This window comes from Pseudoalteromonas sp. 2CM32C (genome assembly GCF_023161925.1).
Lineage (GTDB): Bacteria > Pseudomonadota > Gammaproteobacteria > Enterobacterales > Alteromonadaceae > Pseudoalteromonas > Pseudoalteromonas marina.
This window is the reverse complement of sequence record NZ_JALNTI010000002.1, coordinates 523,397-543,728: the sequence shown is the minus strand read 5'-3', so window position 1 is coordinate 543,728 and position 20,332 is coordinate 523,397. Positions and strand designations below refer to the sequence as shown.

General features: G+C 39.9%; 22 protein-coding genes. 12 read left to right on the top strand and 10 right to left on the bottom strand.

Annotated elements, in window-relative coordinates; translation table 11 throughout:
• The first annotated feature begins 117 nt into the window (after positions 1 to 117).
• Together MTF67_RS06315 and MTF67_RS06310 are read left to right on the top strand one after the other, a co-directional pair.
• The gene (locus MTF67_RS06315) at positions 118 to 2,109 is read left to right on the top strand and encodes an AMP-binding protein (protein ID WP_248519031.1); all 1,992 of its coding nucleotides are present in this window, start codon (positions 118 to 120) and stop codon (positions 2,107 to 2,109) included.
• 1 nt (position 2,110) lies between these two features.
• On the top strand, positions 2,111 to 2,983 hold the full coding sequence (locus tag MTF67_RS06310) for a bile acid:sodium symporter family protein (RefSeq protein ID WP_248519030.1): 873 nt from the start codon (positions 2,111 to 2,113) through the stop codon (positions 2,981 to 2,983).
• Positions 2,984 to 3,041: 58 nt separating this feature from the next.
• On the opposite strand, the gene MTF67_RS06305 is transcribed toward MTF67_RS06310, so the two are convergent.
• Positions 3,042 to 3,950, bottom strand: coding sequence for a LysR family transcriptional regulator (locus tag MTF67_RS06305; RefSeq protein WP_248519029.1), 909 nt, complete (start codon positions 3,948 to 3,950; stop codon positions 3,042 to 3,044).
• Between the two features lie 115 nt (positions 3,951 to 4,065).
• Here MTF67_RS06305 and MTF67_RS06300 point away from each other — a divergent pair, with 115 nt between their 5' ends.
• Genes MTF67_RS06300 through MTF67_RS06280 form a run of 5 tightly spaced genes read left to right on the top strand, consistent with a single transcriptional unit; the run spans position 4,066 to position 8,664 of the window.
• Positions 4,066 to 5,286, top strand: coding sequence for an acyl-CoA dehydrogenase family protein (locus MTF67_RS06300; RefSeq protein WP_248519028.1), 1,221 nt, complete (start codon positions 4,066 to 4,068; stop codon positions 5,284 to 5,286).
• A 9-nt stretch (positions 5,287 to 5,295) separates the two neighbouring features.
• Positions 5,296 to 6,117: an SDR family oxidoreductase gene (locus MTF67_RS06295; RefSeq protein ID WP_248519027.1), complete on the top strand. Its 822-nt coding sequence runs from the start codon at positions 5,296 to 5,298 to the stop codon at positions 6,115 to 6,117.
• Positions 6,118 to 6,129: 12 nt separating this feature from the next.
• Positions 6,130 to 7,203, top strand: a complete 1,074-nt coding sequence (locus MTF67_RS06290; protein WP_248519026.1) for a phosphotransferase family protein — start codon at positions 6,130 to 6,132, stop codon at positions 7,201 to 7,203.
• Positions 7,203 to 7,907, top strand: coding sequence for a histidine phosphatase family protein (locus MTF67_RS06285; protein ID WP_248519025.1), 705 nt, complete (start codon positions 7,203 to 7,205; stop codon positions 7,905 to 7,907). Before MTF67_RS06290 ends, MTF67_RS06285 begins: the two co-directional genes overlap by 1 nt.
• 10 nt (positions 7,908 to 7,917) lie before the next feature.
• Entirely contained in the window at positions 7,918 to 8,664 is a 747-nt protein-coding gene (locus tag MTF67_RS06280; RefSeq protein WP_171036111.1) for an SDR family oxidoreductase, read from the top strand.
• A gap of 62 nt (positions 8,665 to 8,726) precedes the next feature.
• Here the strand turns inward: MTF67_RS06280 and MTF67_RS06275 are convergent, their stop codons facing one another.
• Positions 8,727 to 9,296 (bottom strand): short-chain dehydrogenase, encoded by a 570-nt coding sequence (locus tag MTF67_RS06275; protein ID WP_248519024.1) that lies wholly within the window; start codon positions 9,294 to 9,296, stop codon positions 8,727 to 8,729.
• Positions 9,297 to 9,507: 211 nt separating this feature from the next.
• Between MTF67_RS06275 and arfB the strand changes: the two genes are divergently transcribed.
• Positions 9,508 to 9,921, top strand: coding sequence for an alternative ribosome rescue aminoacyl-tRNA hydrolase ArfB (gene arfB / locus MTF67_RS06270; RefSeq protein WP_006793276.1), 414 nt, complete (start codon positions 9,508 to 9,510; stop codon positions 9,919 to 9,921).
• A gap of 53 nt (positions 9,922 to 9,974) precedes the next feature.
• On the opposite strand, the gene MTF67_RS06265 is transcribed toward arfB, so the two are convergent.
• The 3 genes from MTF67_RS06265 to MTF67_RS06255 form a co-directional block, all read right to left on the bottom strand.
• On the bottom strand, positions 9,975 to 10,859 hold the full coding sequence (locus MTF67_RS06265; RefSeq protein ID WP_248519023.1) for a fused MFS/spermidine synthase: 885 nt from the start codon (positions 10,857 to 10,859) through the stop codon (positions 9,975 to 9,977).
• Positions 10,852 to 11,475, bottom strand: coding sequence for a fused MFS/spermidine synthase (locus MTF67_RS06260; RefSeq protein ID WP_008130517.1), 624 nt, complete (start codon positions 11,473 to 11,475; stop codon positions 10,852 to 10,854). The genes MTF67_RS06265 and MTF67_RS06260 overlap by 8 nt, the downstream gene beginning before the upstream one ends.
• Before the next feature lie 459 nt (positions 11,476 to 11,934).
• Positions 11,935 to 12,810, bottom strand: coding sequence for a LysR family transcriptional regulator (locus MTF67_RS06255; protein WP_248519022.1), 876 nt, complete (start codon positions 12,808 to 12,810; stop codon positions 11,935 to 11,937).
• A gap of 107 nt (positions 12,811 to 12,917) precedes the next feature.
• On the opposite strand from MTF67_RS06255, the gene MTF67_RS06250 reads away from it, so the two are divergent.
• A complete protein-coding gene (locus MTF67_RS06250) occupies positions 12,918 to 13,598 on the top strand; it encodes a hypothetical protein (protein WP_248519021.1) in 681 nt (226 codons plus the stop codon).
• Positions 13,599 to 14,064: 466 nt separating this feature from the next.
• On the opposite strand, the gene MTF67_RS06245 is transcribed toward MTF67_RS06250, so the two are convergent.
• Both MTF67_RS06245 and MTF67_RS06240 read right to left on the bottom strand, forming a co-directional pair.
• On the bottom strand, positions 14,065 to 15,087 hold the full coding sequence (locus tag MTF67_RS06245; RefSeq protein WP_248519020.1) for an acyltransferase: 1,023 nt from the start codon (positions 15,085 to 15,087) through the stop codon (positions 14,065 to 14,067).
• Between the two features lie 85 nt (positions 15,088 to 15,172).
• Entirely contained in the window at positions 15,173 to 15,841 is a 669-nt protein-coding gene (locus MTF67_RS06240) for an alpha/beta hydrolase (protein WP_248519019.1), read from the bottom strand.
• 337 nt (positions 15,842 to 16,178) lie between these two features.
• On the opposite strand from MTF67_RS06240, the gene MTF67_RS06235 reads away from it, so the two are divergent.
• Together MTF67_RS06235 and MTF67_RS06230 are read left to right on the top strand one after the other, a co-directional pair.
• On the top strand, positions 16,179 to 16,868 hold the full coding sequence (locus MTF67_RS06235; protein WP_248519018.1) for a hypothetical protein: 690 nt from the start codon (positions 16,179 to 16,181) through the stop codon (positions 16,866 to 16,868).
• A gap of 334 nt (positions 16,869 to 17,202) precedes the next feature.
• Entirely contained in the window at positions 17,203 to 17,409 is a 207-nt protein-coding gene (locus MTF67_RS06230; RefSeq protein ID WP_006793268.1) for a zinc ribbon domain-containing protein, read from the top strand.
• Positions 17,410 to 17,617: 208 nt separating this feature from the next.
• Here MTF67_RS06230 and MTF67_RS06225 read toward each other — a convergent pair whose 3' ends face one another.
• From MTF67_RS06225 to MTF67_RS06215, 3 genes are all read right to left on the bottom strand, one after another.
• Positions 17,618 to 18,106 carry a GNAT family N-acetyltransferase gene (locus MTF67_RS06225; RefSeq protein ID WP_039037327.1) on the bottom strand — a complete coding sequence of 163 codons (489 nt, stop codon included), beginning with the start codon at positions 18,104 to 18,106 and terminating at the stop codon, positions 17,618 to 17,620.
• Between the two features lie 57 nt (positions 18,107 to 18,163).
• On the bottom strand, positions 18,164 to 18,607 hold the full coding sequence (locus MTF67_RS06220; protein ID WP_248519017.1) for a GNAT family N-acetyltransferase: 444 nt from the start codon (positions 18,605 to 18,607) through the stop codon (positions 18,164 to 18,166).
• 201 nt (positions 18,608 to 18,808) lie between these two features.
• On the bottom strand, positions 18,809 to 19,309 hold the full coding sequence (locus MTF67_RS06215) for a lactoylglutathione lyase family protein (protein ID WP_008130525.1): 501 nt from the start codon (positions 19,307 to 19,309) through the stop codon (positions 18,809 to 18,811).
• A gap of 114 nt (positions 19,310 to 19,423) precedes the next feature.
• Here MTF67_RS06215 and MTF67_RS06210 point away from each other — a divergent pair, with 114 nt between their 5' ends.
• On the top strand, positions 19,424 to 20,290 hold the full coding sequence (locus MTF67_RS06210; protein ID WP_248519016.1) for a LysR family transcriptional regulator: 867 nt from the start codon (positions 19,424 to 19,426) through the stop codon (positions 20,288 to 20,290).
• Positions 20,291 to 20,332 lie beyond the last annotated feature (42 nt).

The window sequence follows — 20,332 nt, the reverse complement described above, 5'->3', positions numbered from 1 at the left end:
ATAACTTAGTTTTTGATAGACTAAATTTTACGCGGTAATGGCCCACACACCCAAAGCCGCGTTAAACACCATGCACTCACACGCAAACACACATTATAAAAATACGTTGAGAGTTTTATGACTATAACAACAATTAAAAACCAAGCCGATGTTGGCAATTTAAACCTTGCTGAAATATCACCAGCGCAACTTCCTCGCTCTACTTATCATGCCATTTTACAATCGGCAAAAAACTTTGGTGATGCAACCGCTATTGAATACATTTTAGATGGCGACTGTATTAGCGAAGCGCAAATTCCGTTTACAAAAAAGCTTATTCACCGCATTTTAATGACCTTTAAAGGCAAAAGCTTTGCTAATCCGCACCGTAAAATGAGTTACAAAGCGCTCGCAAAAAACGTAACAGGGCTTGGCAATGCATTGCACTCGTTGGGTATTACTAAAACCGAGGTAACCTCGCTGGTGTTACCTAACTTTCCAGAAACCTATGTATCGCTTTGGGCAGCAGAGGCCGCAGGCATTGCAAACCCCATAAACCCCTTGCTTGATGAGTCCATAATGAAAGAAATTATGATCTCAGCCAATACCAAAGTAATTATTGCCCTAGGCCCAGTGCCTGGTAGCGATATTTGGCAAAAAGTAATGGCAATTAAAGAGCATATACCCGGCCTAAAAGCGGTTATTAGCTTATTTGGTGACGACATAGCGTGCTCGCAAAATAATAAAGTACCCGTGTATGGGTTTAAAAAGTTACTGGCTGCGCAAAATACGCAAGCAGCTAATTTTACTTTGCCTGAGCAAAGCGATGTGTGCGCGTATTTTCATACGGGTGGTACCACCGGCCTGCCAAAACTTGCAAAGCACTTGCACTTAAACCAGCTCACCAATGCAGGGCAGGTTAATTTACTTTCGCCAGTAAACGCAGGCGACACCATGCTAGTAGGCTTACCTATATTTCATGTAAATGCGGCGGTAGCCACGGGCATAGCCTCAGTTATGAAAGGCTGTAAAATTTTACTCGCAAGCCCATCTGGCTTTAGGGGTAAAAACATCATTCAAAACTTGCTCACCCTAATTAATAATTACGATGTAGCCGTTATGACCGCCGTACCTACGGTTTACGCTGCTATGGTTGAGCAAATTACTTCGCAAAAAATTACTGTACCACCGCTTAAAATGAAGTTTGCCATTTGTGGGGCCGCGCCGCTTTCATCAGATTTACAAGCCCTGTTTACTAAACTCACCAATACCCCACTGGTAGAGGGTTATGGCTCAACTGAGGGCAGCTCGGTAAGTACGTTAATGCCTGTAAATCCAATTAATAAAGAGGCTTCTGTAGGGCTACCAATACCGGGGATTACGCTTAAAATTGCCGATATAAACGAGCAAGGCACGCTTGTTAAAATGTGCGAAACACTCGATGTTGGCGAAATAATAATAACCGGTAATAACGTATTTCCGGGTTACGTAGAAGATGCGCATAACCAAGGCGCATGGGTAGTTGATGAAAACGGCCAACAATATTTTAGAACCGGGGATTTAGGAAAAATAGATGAGAGCGGGTATGTATCGTTATGCGGTAGGCAAAAAGAGCTAATAATACGCGGCGGGCACAATATAGACCCCAAAATGATTGAAGATGCCGCAACCAGCCACCCCGATGTAACACTTGCAGCCGCCGTGCCACGCCCAGACAGCTACGCAGGCGAAGTGCCGGTACTTTACGTCATGCTAAGCCCACATAGCACGCTTAAACTTGATGATCTCAACATGTATGTTAGCGCCAACATACCTGAACGAGCAGCAATACCAAAAGCTATTTATATAATTGACGAAATACCACTGACCGCAGTAGGTAAAATTTATAAGCCTGAACTGGTTTGCCTAGAAATAAAACAAACCATTACAGAAGCAATTAACGCGCATTTAAAAAACAAAGCCGTGCAAATAAATGTGTTTGCTGATAAAAAGTTAGGCATAAAAGCAAATATTTTTGTAAATGAAAACGAAATAAACGAGTTACAGCCTCAAATAAAGGCGCTGTTAACCCCGTTTTCATTTAACTATGAAGTACTCGCTATAAAAACAATAACTAACGAGGTCGCCTAATTTGAATGCATCTTTTTTAACAGAAATAATATTACCCCTAGCCTTAGCGCTCATTATGTTTGGTATGGGTTTAGGGCTTACAACTACTGACTTTACAAGACTTTTTAAAAAGCCCATAGCAATTGCTATGGGCTTGGTAGGCCAAATTATCGCAATGCCGCTATTGGCTTTAGGTTTATGCTATTTACTTAATTTACCCACACCAATTGCAATAGGGTTAATGATTTTAGCCGCGTGCCCTGGCGGTACTATGTCAAACGTAGTGAGCCAGCTAGCAAAAGCTAATTTAGCGCTTTCGGTAAGCTTAACCGCTGCCTCAACTGCTATTAGCATTATTACCACACCGTTTATTATTGGCTTTGCCATGCACCAATTTGCGCCGCAAGACGATGCCAGCTTTTCAATATTAACCACATCACTTGGGCTATTCGTAATCACCTTAGTGCCTGTAGCCATAGGTATAAGCCTGCGCCATTTTAAAAGCGAATTTGCGATTAAAAGCGAGCCGTTTTTTAGGCGTTTTTCGTTATTTTTTATGCTTGCCATGATAGCCGCGCTAGTAATAAAAGAACGCGCCTTACTGGCAAGCTCGTTTAACGATGTATTTTGGGCGTGTATAGCACTTAATATTGGTTCAATGATCATTGGCTTGCTAATAGCAAAGCTTTCAAAACTATCTTTAACTGATTCGTTAACACTCGGCATTGAAGTAGGGATTCAAAACGCATCGCTGGCTATTTTAATTGCTATAAGCTTTTTAAATAAGCCTGAGTATGCGGTAACTGGTGGTGTATATGGCCTTGCCATGTTTATTGGGCCGCTGTTATTAATTGGTGGGCTTAAGTTTAAAAACAAACGCCTTGTAAACGCTTAAAAAATAATGTGAAGCGCCAAATTTTAGTTCACTAAGTTTGGCGCTTTTTTTATAGCTATTAACGTTTAAAAATATGCTGTACTTGCCCGCGTAACCATATTAAAGCGTCGTCTTTATCAGTACTTTGATGCCAATATAAATGCTGATAAATAGCAGGCATAGTGGTGGGCACAGGCCTTGCTATTAGTGTGTCATCCAACAATTGACTGGCAACCATTGAAGGTAAAGTAAGTAAAAAAGGCGCGTCTTTTATTACCTCTTTCGCGGCAAAATAATTTTGACAACGTATAGCCACCTGCCTATTAAAACTCAATTGCAATAACGCAATATCTTCAATAACAGTACCGGTTGCCCGGTTAGATACCGCCACATGCTTAGCCGCTAAATAATTGTCTATATTGAGTTGGTTTTTAAGCGGGTGTTTTTTTTTCATGAGTACACAAAAGTGATCGCTTGAGAGAACAGCGTGGCTAATGGGCGCTTTTATTGGCCGTGCTACATCAATTGCCATATCTATTTGATGATTAGCTAATTGCTTATGCATATCTTCACGGCTTAATTTTACGCTCGCTAAGCTTGCATTGGGAGCATGTTTTGCCAGTGCAAGTTGCAATTTAGGCAAAACAATAGGCTCTATTGCATCGTGCAGGGCTATTTTAAAGGTTTGTGCAGTGGTCGCTAAATTAAAATCACCGCAGGCTTGTAGCACTTGGCGTAATTTTTCGAGTAAATCTATTAGCTCGGGTGCCATACGTTGGCACGCAGGGGTGGGCAGCATTAATTGCCCTTGGCGCTCAAATAACGGATCGTTTAATACAGTGCGCAGACGTTTTATAGCATGGCTGACTGCTGAGGGCGTTATGTAAAGCACCTTTGCGGTTTCGCTCATGTTTTTTTCACGGTATAGGCATTCAAATATTTTAAGTAAATTTAAATCTAACTGCTGAATATTTTTAGCTTCAATCATTATTACCCGCTCATACTATGAATGTAATTCACATTTAACTGGTAATATATTTCATTTAATTCATTGAGGCGAATGTTTTATGCTGGGTTAACTAAAAAATAAACAGGCAACCCTAATGAACTTTGAGCCAAGCCAAAAAAGCCAAGACTACCTAAAGCGTGTAACTGCCTTTATGGATGAACACGTATTGCCTATTGAGCAAGCAGTAGTTGCGCATAACCATGCTAAAAATAATTCAAACGATTGGACCACTTGGCAGTTAAGTGAGCACATTGAGCCATTAAAAGCGAAAGCAAAAGCCGCTGGCCTGTGGAACTTATTTTTACCCGATGCCGATTTAGCCCAAGGCTTAACATGCTTAGAATACGCCCCTATTGCAGAGCAAATGGGTAAATGCTTATTTGCCTCAGAAATATTTAATTGTAACGCCCCCGATACCGGCAATATGGAAGTGCTTTATCATTTTGCAAACGATGAACAAAAACAACAGTGGTTAACCCCATTATTAAATGGCGATATTCGCTCAGTATTTGCCATGACCGAGCCCGATGTCGCTTCATCAGATGCGACAAACATGCAAGCAACCATAGATGTTGATGGCGACGAGCTTATTTTAAATGGCAAAAAATGGTGGACCACCGGCCTTGGTCATCCCAATGCGCAGGTGGCTATTTTTATGGGGCTTTCCAACCCCGAAAACGATAAACACAGCCAGCATTCAATGGTACTTGTGCCGCTAAACACACCCGGTGTAAACATTAAGCGTATGCTAAGTGCCTGTGGCGATTTTGATGCCCCCTACGGCCACGGTGAAATGGAATTTAATAACGTACGCGTACCAAAGCAAAACCTTATTTTAGGGTTAGGCAAAGGCTTTGCCATTGCACAGGGGCGCTTAGGGCCTGGGCGAATTCATCATTGTATGCGCGCAATTGGCGCAGCAGAGCGCTGTTTAGAGCTCATGATTAAACGAGGCCTGTCGCGCAGCGCTTTTGGTAAACCCTTACTTAAATTAGGCGGTAATTTAGAACGTGTAGCGCAAGCGCGTATGGCAATAGATCAAGCCCGTTTATTAACCCTACACGCGGCATGGAAAATAGACACTCAAGGCGTTAAACACGCCATGACCGAAATATCGAGCATAAAAGTAGTCGTGCCTAATATGTTGCAAATGGTCTCAGATATGGCAATACAAGTGTTTGGTGGCGCAGGGGTGTCGAGCGACTTTCCTATTGCCTCGTTTAATGCAATGGGCCGTATTTTACGCCTTGCAGATGGCCCAGACGAAGTACATATGGGCATGGTTTCGCGCCTCGAACTTAACAAATACCGCTAAGGCAACACCATGAAAACACGACTAATAATAACAGGTGGAGCCACAGGGCTGGGTAAAGCGTTAGCCCTGAGTTATGCAAGTAATTTGGGCGCTAACTTACAAATTTGTATTGCAGATATAAACGCCGAGCGTGCAGCCACAACCATTAGTGAGCTGCAAGCACTAGAAGCCGATGCTTTTTTTTACGCCTGCGATGTAACCAAGCAAGCAGATGTAAAGGGGCTTTACGATATTATCCAAACTAAGTGGCAAGGCGTAGATATTGTTATTAATAATGCAGGTGTAGCAACGGGCGGCTCGCTTGAGGGCGAATCGCTTGAGCAATGGCAGTGGATTATGGATATTAATTTGCTCTCTATGGTGCGGGTGTGCCAAACGTTTTATCCCGTATTTAAGCAACAAGGCAGTGGCTACTTTATTAATATAGCCTCACAAGCAGGGCTTACCCCTATTCCGTTTATGAGCAGTTATAACGCCGTAAAAGCGGCGGTTATTGGCTTTAGCGAAACCTTAAAACTTGAACTCGCCCACGATAATATAGATGTAAGCGCAGTGTGCCCAAGCTTTTTTAAAACCAATCTTGATGAATCAATGCGCACTAGCGAGCCGGCCATGAAAACCATGCTTAACCGTGCCTTTGAGCGCTCTCCCATAAACGCACAACAAGTTGCCGATATTATTTATACGCAGTCACTCAAACGCCCATTTTTAATTTTGACCCATAAATTAGGTAAACAGGCCTTTTTAATGAAAAAACTACTCCCCGTTGAGTGGTACATTAAAAGCATGCTGAAAAAAACACGCTCTATGCAACGTTTAAAATCAAAATAATAAAGGCTAGCAATGAACACACAATTATTAGATCAAGCCAAAAACGTACGCCAAGGCGAAGAGCTCGACACACAAAAAGTAGATGCCTGGCTTAAGCAACACATTACACAATTAACTGGCAAGCCAAGTGTTACTCAATACGCAGGGGGGGCATCAAACTGGACCTACTGCTTAGAATACCCAGAGCAATCGCTTATTTTACGCCGTGCGCCCAAAGGCACCAAAGCCAAAGGCGCACACGATATGGGCCGCGAGTTTAAACTTCAGCAGGCGCTAAAACCAGTTTACGGCTATGTGCCAAATATGGAGGCGTTTTGCGACGATGAAAACATACTCGGCACCGACTTTTACGTTATGGAAAAGCTTACGGGGATAATTCCGCGTAAAAATTTACCACGCGGATTAACCCCCACGCCCGAGCGCACTAAAAAGCTGTGCGAAAACGTACTCGACTGCCTAGTAGAGTTACACAAAGTAGATTACAAACAGGCCAACTTAAGCCATTTAGGCAAAGGCGAAGGCTATACACAGCGCCAAATTAGCGGCTGGAGCGAGCGCTTTACTAAAGCTAAAACTTGGAATGTACCCAGCGGCAAAAAAGTAATTAAATGGCTTGAAAACAACATGCCAAGTAACGAGCGCATTTGCATAACACATAACGATTTTAGGTTTGATAACGTTGTGCTTGATGCAAACGACTACACCAACGTACTGGGTATTTTAGATTGGGAACTTGCCACCCTTGGCGACCCACTTATGGATTTGGGTAATACTCTGGCTTACTGGGTAGAGCCAGGAGATGACTTTTTAGCCCAAGCCACGCGTCGTCAACCCACTCACTTAGAGGGTATGCTAACGCGCAAAGAAGTAGTGGCCTACTACTGTAAAAAAATGAATATAACCGTAGATGACTTTACCTTTTACGAAGTGTACGGACTATTTAGACTTGCCGGCATTGTGCAGCAAATTTATTACCGCTATCACCATGGGCAAACTAAAAACCCCGCCTTTAAACACTTTTGGGTGTTTGTACATTACCTTTTATGGCGCTGTAAAAAAGCCATTAACAACCAAGGTAAAGTCTAATGTGTATTTTATATTTAGTACGCCATGGGCAGGCCAGTTTTTCGGCTGATAATTACGATACGCTCTCAACAAAAGGGCAACAGCAAGCCACACTACTGGGTGAATATTTAGCTAAAAAGCAGCTAACACCCGATGCTGTATTTGCAGGCACTATGCTGCGCCATAATCAAACTGCAGAGCTTAGTTTAGCAAGTGTTAATAATACGCCTGTGGTAATAAACGATGCGCGATTAAACGAATACGATCACGAGCATATCTTAGCCGTTTATAACCCACAGCTTGCCACCCCAAGCCAAGTTCGCGCGGCACTTAGCAAGCAAGCCGAGCCGATGGAATACTTTAAAACGGTATTTATTAGCGCCATACAGCAATGGGTACTCAATCCCGACAGCACTCAATATAACGAAAGCTTTAATGCATTTACTGCCCGTGTACTTGGCGCGCTTGAACAAATAGCCAATGAAAACCACGGTAAAAAGGTACTTATTTATACCTCTGGCGGGCCTATTAGCATTATAACCAGCCATTTAATGGGGCTAAAGCTCGAGCGCTTTATTGATATTAATTGGAGCTTAGTAAACGCAGGCGTAACCAAAGTAGTGGCGCGCGGCAAAGGGGCAAACCGTCAGTTAAGCATTAGCAGTTTAAACGAACATCACTTTTTAGAGTGCCACCCACAACGAAGATTAATTACATACACCTAAGGATCTAATTATGCGCAAAAACATACTAATAACAGGTGCAAGTTCAGGCTTAGGCAAAGGCATGGCAAAAGAGTTTGCAAAACAAGGTTGTAATCTAGCTTTATGTGCTCGGCGCTTTGAGCTGTTAGAGCAGCTAAAAAGTGAGCTTGAACAAATAAACCCAAATATAACCATTAGCATAAAAGTGCTTGATGTTAACGACCACGAACAAGTATTTAGCGTATTTAACGCCTTTAAAGATGAGCTTAACGGCCTTGATAGAGTGATTATAAATGCTGGTATGGGCAAGGGGGCTTCTATTGGTACGGGTTATTTTAATGCCAATAAACAAACCGCACAAACTAACTTTGTGGCCGCACTTGCGCAAGCTGAGGCCGCAATGGAAATTTTTAGAGCGCAAAACCATGGTCATTTAGTGACTATTTCATCTATTAGTGCTGTACGTGGTTTTAGGCGCGCCATGACCGTTTACGCCGCCACTAAAGCGGCTATTACCTCATTAAGTGAGGGGATACGCATAGATGTAATGCACACGCCTATAAAAGTAAGCTGTGTACATCCAGGTTTTATAAGAAGCGAAATAAACGAAAAAGTAAAAACAGTGCCGTTTATTGTTGATACCGAAACTGGCTGCAAAGCACTGGTAAAAGCAATAAATAAAGAAAAAGCCAACAGCTTTGTGCCAAGCTGGCCGTGGGCATTCCTGCATTGGATTTTACGCATAGCACCGCTGAGTACAATTCGTAAAATGTCGTGAGTGTTATAAATTTTAGGTATTAAAAAAGGTGGCAAATGCCACCTTTTTTAATTGTTTAATACTTATAAAAGTGCAAACAACTTTTTAAGCTGTGGCATGTATTCACTTACTAATGCTAAATTACTTTCGCTAACAAGTGACTCGGTTGTATCAGCAGCGCTTGACGCATTACCTAACGAACCCATTAACGATGTAGCGCCTTTATCTTTAGCGCTTTTCATGCTTTGAAAACCACCCATTAATTTGTTTGCTGTTTCTTTATTTTCATCAGACAAACCCGATTTAAGGTTTTCTATGTATGCCATAGACACTTCAGAACCCACGCTAATTAACTGCTCAGGCGTAAAGCCATAGCGAGTTGTTACGCTCGCAAAGCTTTTATACAGTGATTGCTCTTTAATCATATTGAGGGCTGTATTTGCAAGCGCGCCTTGCTCTGCTGTAGTTTGATCTGCGGTTGCACCTAGCATGCTGCCTAAGTCTACGTTTTTTAACGCGTCTTGAGAGCTCGCCCAGCTTGTTACAGCAGGTAAGGCTTTCATGTAGCTTTGTAAATCACCTTCGGTGATATCTTTAGCAAAACCAGAAAAGCTCATTGCTAACAAGCTCAGTGATACAAGTAATTTTTTCATGCAGGTACTTCCTATTATCGAAAATCGATTATTATATTAGGCCCGTATAAGGGCTGCGCAATTAAAAACTAAATAATTGCCTATGCCAACCTAAATTTATTTATTGGCGTAAATGTTTACTCAACTTTGCATAAACCGCCTATTTAGCTTATTCACCCTAAGTCAATGTACAAATGATACAATGCATTTTTAACAACGGAAACTGAACGCAATGTTAACAATTTCAAATACAGTCACTATTGATGAGTGGGAATTAGAGCTCACCGCTATTCGTTCTCAAGGTGCCGGTGGCCAAAACGTTAACAAAGTCGCCAGCGCTATTCATTTACGTTTTGATATTAATCGCTCTAAATTACCAGACTTTTACAAAGAACGTTTACTTGCTTTAAACGATTCGAGGATCACTAAAGAGGGCGTTCTCATCATTAAAGCACAAAGCCACCGTACCCAAGAGCTTAACCGCGAAGACGCGTTAAAACGCTTAAAAGATCTCATATTAAGCGCTACCAAGGTCAATAAAGCCCGCCGTGCAACTAAACCAAGCCGTAATTCGCAGCGTAAACGCATGGATAAAAAAACCAAACACGGCCAAACAAAAGCATTGCGCGGTAATATTAAGTTTTAGCAATAAACCTAAATGGATGCGCCTAACTATATTAGTGCAAGGCGCATTACATATTAAAAGTTAAGTAGGTTAGCAGGAGAGTATTGGTCGGTTAGAATTTTGGTATTTTTAGGCCAATCTTGCTCATCTTTTGTGTACTGCATGTAATTGCTTATGGCGTTTATATCTACATCATATTTTTTAAGCTTGGGCCCAAGCGCTTTAACACGTTTGTTAAGTTGAGCCTTAGTTGGCATAGCTTTAAAACCCGCTAAAATAATACGGTTGCTTCGATTAGCGCGGCTTACGTTAATAAAATCGCCAAACACGCTATGGTAAGTTGCCGACTCATGCTCGTATAGTTTACTACTCGAAAATGTATTTGCAGCAACTACGCCGCCATCAGCCAACACACCTTTAACCTCTTCAAAAAACTCTTTGGTTAACAGGTGCTCAGGAATGTAGTCACCGTTAAACGCATCAAGAATGATCCAATCGTACTTTTTCTTTTTAATAGCCGCGCGTTTAATAAAAATACGGCCATCTTGAACACTAGATGTCACTTTATCGTTTTCAATAAAGCTAAAGTAGTCGCGAGCCACACTCAATACAGCGGGGTCTATTTCTACATTGTGTATTTTAGCCGCAGGATATAACTCATGAATAACATTCGACAATGTGCCTCCCCCAAGCCCAATAATTAATACATTTTTAGGGTTTTCGGTTACTAATAAACTCGCAAAAGTAAGCTTTGTGTAGTTGAAAACGAGCTTGTCGGGGTCGTTTTTGTACATACAACTTTGACTTGTTTGGCTACTTTTAGTGTTAAATTTTAAGCAGCGTAAATCGCGAGTTTCATCAACAATAATATTGCGATATAAAGAGCGCTCTTCGTGAATAACATTAGCTAAAGCAGCGCCTGAAAACACACTAAGTGCTAAAAATACATATTTAAGCATGCGCAAGCTCCTTATTATTAGCAACACTGTTTACAGCAATTGCAACAACACCTAGCACACCCAACGTAGTAGCAAAGGCACTAATAATGGTGTTTACATCAAACGCGAGTACAAAGTAAAAAGAGGTAATAATAGTGCCCAAGGCACTGCCAAGCGTGCTTACAAAATACAAAATACCTGCAACTTGGCCGCTTCTTTCGCTGTCGGTAACCAGCAACCTTACTGAGTACGGCGAAATCATACCCAATATAATGGTTGGAATAAAAAACAACGCAGTAGAAGCGAGTAACGAGCCATAACGGCTATCTTCAATATGGGTAAAAATAAATGCCATTATGGGCTCAGCAAACAACGTAATAGGCACAACCATAATGCTCGCAACTAAAAATATTAATCCATATTTAGTCAGCGACGCATTTTTTGTACTTAGCTTACCGCCAAGCAAGTAACCAAACGACAAGCTAAGCATAAACACAGTAATAATACTGCCCCAAATATGTACACTACTGCCGAAGTAAGGCGCTAAAATACGCCCTCCTAATAGCTCAATCCCCATAATGCAAAAGCCACTGCAAAAGGCTAAAAAGTAAATCAAAGCGTTTGTTTTTAAAGTCATGTTTTTATCGTTATGTAACTATAAGTAGAGCACCATATTAACGTGATGCCACCAGAGTCGCTAGTGTAATAATTAGCCGTTTGTAGGAATAAAAAAAGTATTGCTTATTAATTTATTGTGCTATCATTTTTGTTACAATATAACGTAACTTGTTTTATTATATTGTCGGTTAATTGTACTTGTACCATTTCGCTTGATTAAGTGATCTACTTGAGTGTGGAAAACGCGTTGATAGCCAGCCAAAATATTTGTTATTTAGTTGCTCTCGGCAATTGCTCCTGCTTTGATCTACCTTCTGCATCTGTGCAGTCGTAAATGAGAGTTTTTTAAGCAGGTATTTCCACCTTTAGCCCCGCAAAGCGATTAAGTATTATTGCGGGCTAGTATTTTTAAGCACCTTGCTATTTTGTAATGTAGTTTTCATCCTAAAGCGCTTTAGTGTAGTGGCTAAAGCGCTTTTTATAACGAATACATGAGTTTATTAAGCCACCCATCGGCCTTCGATGGTTTATAAATTAACACAATGTCTTCACTGTAATGACTGTTAACCCCCTTTACAGTTAATTTTGTAAACCCTAAATCATCAATCACAAAATTTGGTAAATACGCCAACGCCAAGCCACTTTGTACTACCTCTATTAATGCACTGTAATCGCTACATCTAAATACAATATTGCGCGGTGCAATATCGTCTTGCCAGCCGTCGGAGCCTACTCCTTGTTCAAGGCCGCACAATGGCGAAAACAGCGGGCATGCAAAAGCTGCGTGCAGTAATTGGTTTTTATTAAGCGTTAAAGAGCCAGTTTGTACTAGCTGATGATCAGCGGCTCCAGCCAAACTAAACCCTGTATTAAATAAATCAACCGACACTAAATTAGTATGTGAGCTGTTTTTTAATGCCTCGCGAGTTACTAGCGCAATATGCGCCGCGCCCGACGCCACTTGGCTTATAGCTTCACCTTCAAATACATTATTAATACGTACCGAACAAGGCAGGTTGCCAAGAGGGGTAAGTAACTTTTTTAAACCACTTTTAAGTAAAATTGCAGGGCCTGCAATAACTGCATTAAATTTATGATTATCGCTTTTAAAACGGCTAATAAGCTGCTGGTAATTATGAACTAAATCACTACTGTGCTTAACAAACTCTTTGCCTTTATCATTAAGTACTAAGGTTTTGCCCACACGATTAAACAGTTCAGTGGCTAAGTTTGCCTCAACCTTTTTTAGCGTTTTAGACAGTGCCCCTGGGGTAATATTAAAATGCTTAGCGGTTGTGTGCAGATTTTGCGAACCCGCCATATGAATTACTTTTTCAATGTCATCTAAATGCATAGCACCAAACCGTATTGATTAAAAGGAAACAACTAACAACTTATTATCGATTATTTGTATATAAAAATCAGCTTATAGTGGCGCTATATTTATTTTTGAGCATTAACATGAAACACATACTGCTATTTTTTATTTTATTCTCGAGCGCAGCGCTTGCAAACACACCTCAACACAATTCACACAACACGCATAAAGCCCACAGCTATGTGGGCTTTCATGGCATGGCGCTTATATTAGCCGGCGATAAAGTACTTGCTAGCCACATGCCTTTATACGCCCGCCCACACAACTACCAAATAGTGTACGAAGTAACTACAGATGACACCCACCTTAAAATAATTAAAAAGGCACTGAACGAGTCACAAAAAAAGCAATCTCAGATCACCATTTTACCCACTAAATTTGATTTGAATTTATTAGTAAATAAGATGACACCCACATTAAATACCACTGTGTTTAATGGCCATTTTGAGCGCGGAGGTACGGCTCTGTTTTCGACAAAGCTGACCTTTAAAAGTCCGTTATATGTAAAAAAGCTCGCTATAACACAACCTCAAAAAGAAGAGTTTGATTTAATAAAGCTATCTGCAGGGCAAGGGTTGGTGATTCATAAAATACAAAGTAAACCAAGTTATGACTCGTTAATTTTAGTAGCACTAACTAACGGGAAATATAATGGCAAGTTAAAATGTGATGCGCCAGTAACCACAGCGCTTACCAGTAAGCTAAAGGCCTGTTTTAAAAGCGCCCCAAGCTATTTAGAAACTCGCGATTTTGCAGTTAATTAATCTATAACCCTATATACAATGACAGCCACTGCTCAATATTGAAGCGTGACATGTAGTGGCTGATACCTGAAATTAGCGTTTAGATGGAAAGATTATAAATGCATGACTGGCTGTTATGAGCGAGGAGCGGACGGTCGTACTAGCCATTATTTAGAAATCAAGTCTAGCTTTATCCGACCATGTGCTTGTTGAGTATTATACTTCGCACGCGCCTTTAGTAGCTCACATTAATGAAACGATAAGGGTTACATGTATACTCATACTCCCCTACATATACTATGCTGATTTTGTGCACTTAATATAGATTTAGTTGTTGCCTCGCATTTTAATAAGACACCATCCGATTCAAGAGGGTTTAAACCGCTAGCAAATATTTCAGTAATTTCTTCGTAAGGAGTCCAACAGAAATCAACTTGACCACTACAAAGTCAACTTAAAAAACACTTTTTTCTAAAATGTGTGAAAACTAAATGTTGAGCATCTTTTTATTCGAAAAGCTTCTAATTCTATTTGCAATAGGCCTTTCAAAGAAAATATACGATAACTGCGCAAAAAACACACTCAAGCTCAGTGATAATAAAAGCTTAAGTTCAGTATACAAATTAAGCTTATTAATCAATCCGATAATAGGCATATGCAATAAATAGAATGAGTAAGACACTTTACCTAAAAAGTCACCAATCTTATTTGCTAAAAAAATATTGTTGTTCGGCACTAAAAAAACAATACAAAAGAATACGGTGCTCATAACAAATAGAACTTCATAACTAAGCCACATTCTTTTCTTGTCACCCTCGTTAACAGTTGAAAAATCAGGATACAATAGAGGGATTAAACACAAAGCTAATATAAACCAGTTGCTCTTCATATAACTCGGCACTTTAAGTGATTTGTAATGCAAACCAAATATAACGCCAATAAAAAAATACGGAAACGTTCTTAAAGTACTGAATAAGTTGTAAGGAATATTTTCAATTTCACCAAATAATCGAGGGAAGTCAGCCAAATACCAAGACACCATGAAGGCTACGATTAGTAAATATATATACCCTTTTCTATCGCCAGCTAAAAACCAGAAAGCGACAAATACGATATAAAATTGTATTTCTGGCGGGATTGACCAAAGTACGCTTTCACCATGCATAAACAAAAGGTGGCCTTTTAACGAATTAAGATCAGGTATGTTGTATAAAAGGTCATAATTATTTTGAGTTAATAAGTAAGAGCTAAAAACAATTATGAGGTATAAAGGTAAAACTCGTCCGGCTCTAGCTAATAGGTATCGTTTAATGTTCGCTCTGCTAAACTTGGTGTCTAAATAGAGAAGTGACATTAAAAACCCACTAAGAAGGAAAAATAACATTACGCCATAGGCTCCAGAGCCGCCTCCTAGAGAGCCATTTAACCAATGAGTAATATCTGAAAAGTGGGTAAAAAAGACAACAAGAGCAGCTAAAGCTCTCAGAGAGTTTAATTTTCTAATTTCCATGAAGTTGATTTAATCCCTAGCTTATTATTTTTTAAAGTTGTTAAAATTGAATTATCGGCTGTATGAGCATCAAGCTTATAAAATACTACTGAGGCTTTTTACGTTTGAGCCAGGCTTTAACGGGTATTATCCATTCTTTTCTCGGTGTGAAAAAAGCGCCATGTTCTTTACCCGTTGAAATCGAAATTTCTTTGTAAGAACTAACAGTATCAACACTCCTAGCAACTACCTCGTCACACGAACCAACAGAATCAGAAGTTTCATAGACTGAAAATAAATGACCATAAATAGCGACTTCAGCTCTTTTGGCTAACCCGCTAGTGCAGGCCGCTAAAATTACAAAGTTAAGATCCATATGTTTTAAATTGCTCGATGCAATTGCCGTAATAAACCCACCACGGGAAAAGCCAACTAACGATATACTGTTCGCAGGTACGCCATTTTTTAGTAGTTTAGTTACTTGTTTAGATAGCTGTTCTGCATACTTAAAAGGGTGGGTTTTGGCTGACCGATGAGTAGCAATTAAATGATAACTTGAGTCGGCAAGTTCTTTTTTAATGGTTGGAAAGTTATATTGCCCCCAGCGCCCATGAATAGGTGTAGGATCTGTGCCCTCTACAATAAGTCCGTGAGAATAGAAAACATATTTATCAGATGAATTTATTTTGTCAGGGAAGCTCTCAAATATTTCACCACCATAGCTAGATGAACTAAAAAGAAAAGTAAAAATAATAAAGAAGTTTTTTTGCAACATACTATGCCTTTTTAACACTATGAATAAATGGAATAAATGGGGTCAAATATTGACTTCAGACATTATAACTCCAGAGGGTCTGCAATTGGCACTTAGCTGAGCCTCGGCAAAGAGCGAGAAGCAGTCATTCAGTTGAGTCATCATTTGTTTAGTAATAATAAGAGGAAGCTTTCCTCTTTTTTACATGTTTATATAAGCTACAGAAAGCATAATATATATATCTGGTAATAACTTATAGTATTTGTTATTTATATGAGCTCACAACATTAGGATGTTTTCGCGCTAAAATAGGGAAAGTGTCTTCTAATAAAACTGTTAGCAATAACAAGGATGTTTCTTGAAATACTTTACCATTATTGCACTCATATTATCCTTCAATTCATTTGCTAATGTATTCGAAAAGATAAATTGTGCCTCTTATGAACCTACTAAATATCTTAATAAAACAGTATTAAAAGGTACTGTTAAAAGTGAGGTTACAGAGGTTGGCGTAAAAGAGTTTCTTGAATCTACACAAAATGATTCAAAGCCAAGAATATGGAAGCTTGAACTTTTGGATAGAGCGACAGGTAAGTACAAAAAGTCTTTTCCTAGAAGCTCACCTTACTCCGATGAAAAAGCGGCTATTGAGCACCAAATAATACAGCCACATGTAGTTATAAACTTGGGGAAAAAGAGCATCACAGGTAGTAATAATGGTGAATTCGGAGGTGAGTTACTTTTAATCGATGAAAACGATAAGATCACACTCATCGAGCGTATGAATGTAAAAGATATTTTTGAAATGCCTTTCGGTTTAGTTGTCACATCAGGCTTAGCCCATTTATCGTGGAATTATGGTGATATTCATTTCATAAACTCAGATTTTGAAATTGAAAAGTTATATAGCTTAGTCGGTATGCCCGTATCAACATGGCATCTGGAAAGTGGCGCTCTTCTTATTAATAGTTACCCATCGGGCTCTCAGGTTTTAACTAAGAATGGCTATATGAAACGTGTGCAATGTATTGCTAACAAGGCAAATTAAAAGCGTGGACAAAAAACAGTTGGCTTTGTTCGTGCTTCATAATGTCTGCAGTCAAGATTTGCCCCTCGGCTTTCTCGGCTTTTATACAGGCTGCATGTATGAGGGAAAGCCCTTTTAACCTAAAATAAAGCCACGCAAACGCCGCAATTCCTTCCAAAACGCCAATTAAAACAACTGCACATTGTCATCTTATATTTGATGTAAAATAGCGATAACTGATTGAACCAAAATAGGAACTCGGCTATGGTTGATTCATTAACAAAAACAAATAAAAAACGAGTTAGTCTACAGGCTTTTTATAAGTATTAATGTTTTCATCAAACAAGGAGTTACTATGTCGAAGAATTGGAAATGCCCGAAATGTGATTGTACTGATTACGACACAGATACAATTGCTACCACAGGTAGTGGTTGGTCTAAAGTTTTTGATATGCAAAATCGCAAGTTTACAGCAGTTATTTGTTCTAATTGTACTTACACTGAATTTTATCGTGGTAAAGCTAGTACGCTAGGTAATGTATTTGATTTATTTACTAATTAAGTGAATGGGATCAAATCTTGACTTCAGACATTAAAAACCTTCGATGTCTGCTCATCGCACTCAGCAGTCACTTGATAACCTAGAGTACTGATAATAATTGACAAGATATTTTGCTTTAGTGATTAGCTTTTTCGGCGGCCGCAATGGCCGCTAATATGGTTTAATACTAGTCAAAGGCACATACGTACTTATTGCGCTGTTTGTGTGATTATAAACCCACTATGGCGCTGCGCCTTTCCATTAAAATTACATTGCGCCACACACCATTTAATTTACCTAGTTTCTCTCGGTTTCCAACCTGCCTAAAACCATTGCGAGCATGTAAAGCAATACTATTAGTATTTTCAGGGAAGATACTGGCTTGTAGCATCCATATACCGTTGCTTTCTGATTCATTAATGAGTGCACAAAGCAATGCGTGCCCTAAACCTTTACCTTGGGCTTGGTTTGCAACATATACACTTACCTCGGCAACGCCCGAGTATACCTCACGGCTAGAAACGGCAGATAACCCGGCCCAGCCAAGCACCTTTTCATCCTCAACTGCTACAAGACGACAATAGTTGAGCATAGAACTATTCCACTGTTGCCAACTTTTCGCTTCAGTTTGAAAGGTCGCGTTGCCGGTATCAATACCTTGCTGATAAATATTTTGAACGGCTAAAAAATCGTTCTCTGAAAATGATCTTATGATCACAGTATTTCCTTTCAACTATTATTATTCCTTAAAATTAGCGGTCTACTTAACAATGAGTTAATGGCTAATTTTAATAACCGCTAACATGTCGTCGTCATCCTCATCGAGGCCAACTTCTTCGAACCCAAAACTTGTATAAAAGTTTTTAGCAACAGGATTTTGCGGGTTATAACAAATCTCGATTTGTTCAAGCTTAGGAGTTGCTTTAATCTCTTCAATTGCCATAGCCAGTGCTTTGCGCCCAATGCCTTTATTTTGATGAGTTTGATCTACCATAAAGCGCCAAATAGAAACCTTTGCAGGGGTTTCTTGTACCCACATAAAAAAGCCTACTGGTACACCATTTAAGTAAATAGCTTTACAGGTATACCCGCTATTGTAGTGCGCCTCAACTAACGACCACATATTACACGCTACGTATTCTTCTTGCGTTTTAGTAACATCCAATTCGCATATTGCTTCGTAGTTATCGGCGGTGATGTCTTCCAGTGACAGATTCATGTTTTTCCTTTAGAACAACTTTTTGTAATTAGTAAGCTACCAATGAATGTACCTATAATCAATCAAATGAAGAGATTGATTTTTATAACCCCCTAAATTAGCCAAACTAATAATCTACACGTTCATTTAACACAAAAAGGCCGCAGTAAATAAATACTGCGGCCTTTGTTTTTAGTTAAGTACTTTTAAGCTAAGTGCTATTTAATAAGCGCCTGCGCTGTAAATAAGCTCGTAGCTGTGGCTGTAAATCTCAAGGATGTTACCAAACGGGTCTTCCATGTAGATCATGCGGTATGGCTTTTCGCCAGGGTAGTAGTAACGTGGCTCTGGCATACGTTTTTTACCACCTGCTGCAACAATACGATCCGCTAAGCCTTCTACATCTGGGTCTTGTACACAGAAATGAAAGATACCGGTTTTCCAGTATTCAAAGTTGTCTTTAGGGTTTTCTTGGTCTTTAAATTCGAAAATTTCTACCCCAATTCGGTCGCCTGTTGAAAGGTGCGCTATTTTAAATTTTTCCCAATTTGGACCAAATACATCGGTACACATTTCGCCAATGGGGCTGTTATCTTCAGTGATCACGGTAGGCTCCATTATGGTGTACCAGCCCATCACCTTAGTGTAAAACTCTACGGCTTTTTCAACATCTGGTACTGAAATACCAATGTGCGAAAAACTACGTGGATATGTATGACTCATAATCTGTCCTCTTTAACGTGTGGCTTGTTTTGTAACGAGTTGATGGAGTTAGTTTACGAACCATGAGTTATTAAGTAAAATTATCATTAATCATCATTTTGAGTATGTTTTGTAATGATAAACCCAACATGGTTAAACACGTTTTGCACGTTGGTTGAGGTAAATCATTTTACCCAAACCGCCGAGCGCTTATTTATGACCCAATCAGGCGTAAGTCAGCATATTAAAAAACTAGAGCAGCAAGTAAACTGCGCGCTATTAGAGCGCCACGGCAAACAGTTTACGCTTACCGTACATGGGCAAAACTTATATCAACAAGGCAGCTTATTATTAAAAGAATGGCAATTTTTAGAACAACAATTAAAAGATGACTCGCCTTTCAGCGGTTTAGTTAAAATACAGTCGCCAGGTAGTTGTGGGCTAAAGTTTTACAATCAACTATTAGCAATGCAAGTAGAGCACAAGGAGCTAGTTATAGATTACCGCTTTGCTCCAAATACCAGTGTTGAACAAGCGGTGGCAAATCATAGTGCCGATATTGGCTTTTTAACTCAAGCGCCAACCCTTAGCGAAGTTACTAGCCACAAAATTGGTCAAGAAGCTTTATTATTAGTAACCCCTGCACATATTAAAAACCCAAGGTGGGAGGTTTTATGTGAGCTTGGCTTTATTGGCCACCCCGATGCAAAACACCACGCGCAGCTTTTACTTAGCGAAAACTACAGTGAGTTTGAGCATGTTGATCAAATTAAGCAAACGGGGTTTTCTAACCAAATAAGTTTAATACTTGAGCCAGTAAGTTTAGGGTTGGGTTTTACGGTTTTACCTGCGCATGCTGTTAGCGCATTTAATAAACCCGGACTGATAAAAACGCACCACTTAGCTAATCCGATTAGCGAAAATATTTATGTGTGCCATCACCGAAATAGGCCAATGGCAAAGCGCATGAATACAGTAATTGAAGCAATAAAATCAGGCTAGGGCGCGTATAACTGCGCCCGTAAAGCCCCTTTACAGCGTTGG

Bases quoted from the DNA above. Each gene is read 5' to 3' on its own strand.
- MTF67_RS06315 (WP_248519031.1), top strand. From the start codon at position 118: ATGACTATAACAACAATTAAAAACCAAGCCGATGTTGGCAATTTAAAC.
- MTF67_RS06305 (WP_248519029.1), bottom strand. From the start codon at position 3,950: ATGATTGAAGCTAAAAATATTCAGCAGTTAGATTTAAATTTACTTAAA.
- MTF67_RS06300 (WP_248519028.1), top strand. From the start codon at position 4,066: ATGAACTTTGAGCCAAGCCAAAAAAGCCAAGACTACCTAAAGCGTGTA.
- MTF67_RS06295 (WP_248519027.1), top strand. From the start codon at position 5,296: ATGAAAACACGACTAATAATAACAGGTGGAGCCACAGGGCTGGGTAAA.
- MTF67_RS06290 (WP_248519026.1), top strand. From the start codon at position 6,130: ATGAACACACAATTATTAGATCAAGCCAAAAACGTACGCCAAGGCGAA.
- MTF67_RS06285 (WP_248519025.1), top strand. From the start codon at position 7,203: ATGTGTATTTTATATTTAGTACGCCATGGGCAGGCCAGTTTTTCGGCT.
- MTF67_RS06280 (WP_171036111.1), top strand. From the start codon at position 7,918: ATGCGCAAAAACATACTAATAACAGGTGCAAGTTCAGGCTTAGGCAAA.
- MTF67_RS06275 (WP_248519024.1), bottom strand. From the start codon at position 9,296: ATGAAAAAATTACTTGTATCACTGAGCTTGTTAGCAATGAGCTTTTCT.
- arfB (WP_006793276.1), top strand. From the start codon at position 9,508: ATGTTAACAATTTCAAATACAGTCACTATTGATGAGTGGGAATTAGAG.
- MTF67_RS06265 (WP_248519023.1), bottom strand. From the start codon at position 10,859: ATGCTTAAATATGTATTTTTAGCACTTAGTGTGTTTTCAGGCGCTGCT.
- MTF67_RS06260 (WP_008130517.1), bottom strand. From the start codon at position 11,475: ATGACTTTAAAAACAAACGCTTTGATTTACTTTTTAGCCTTTTGCAGT.
- MTF67_RS06255 (WP_248519022.1), bottom strand. From the start codon at position 12,810: ATGCATTTAGATGACATTGAAAAAGTAATTCATATGGCGGGTTCGCAA.
- MTF67_RS06250 (WP_248519021.1), top strand. From the start codon at position 12,918: ATGAAACACATACTGCTATTTTTTATTTTATTCTCGAGCGCAGCGCTT.
- MTF67_RS06245 (WP_248519020.1), bottom strand. From the start codon at position 15,087: ATGGAAATTAGAAAATTAAACTCTCTGAGAGCTTTAGCTGCTCTTGTT.
- MTF67_RS06240 (WP_248519019.1), bottom strand. From the start codon at position 15,841: ATGTTGCAAAAAAACTTCTTTATTATTTTTACTTTTCTTTTTAGTTCA.
- MTF67_RS06230 (WP_006793268.1), top strand. From the start codon at position 17,203: ATGTCGAAGAATTGGAAATGCCCGAAATGTGATTGTACTGATTACGAC.
- MTF67_RS06220 (WP_248519017.1), bottom strand. From the start codon at position 18,607: ATGAATCTGTCACTGGAAGACATCACCGCCGATAACTACGAAGCAATA.
- MTF67_RS06215 (WP_008130525.1), bottom strand. From the start codon at position 19,309: ATGAGTCATACATATCCACGTAGTTTTTCGCACATTGGTATTTCAGTA.
- MTF67_RS06210 (WP_248519016.1), top strand. From the start codon at position 19,424: ATGATAAACCCAACATGGTTAAACACGTTTTGCACGTTGGTTGAGGTA.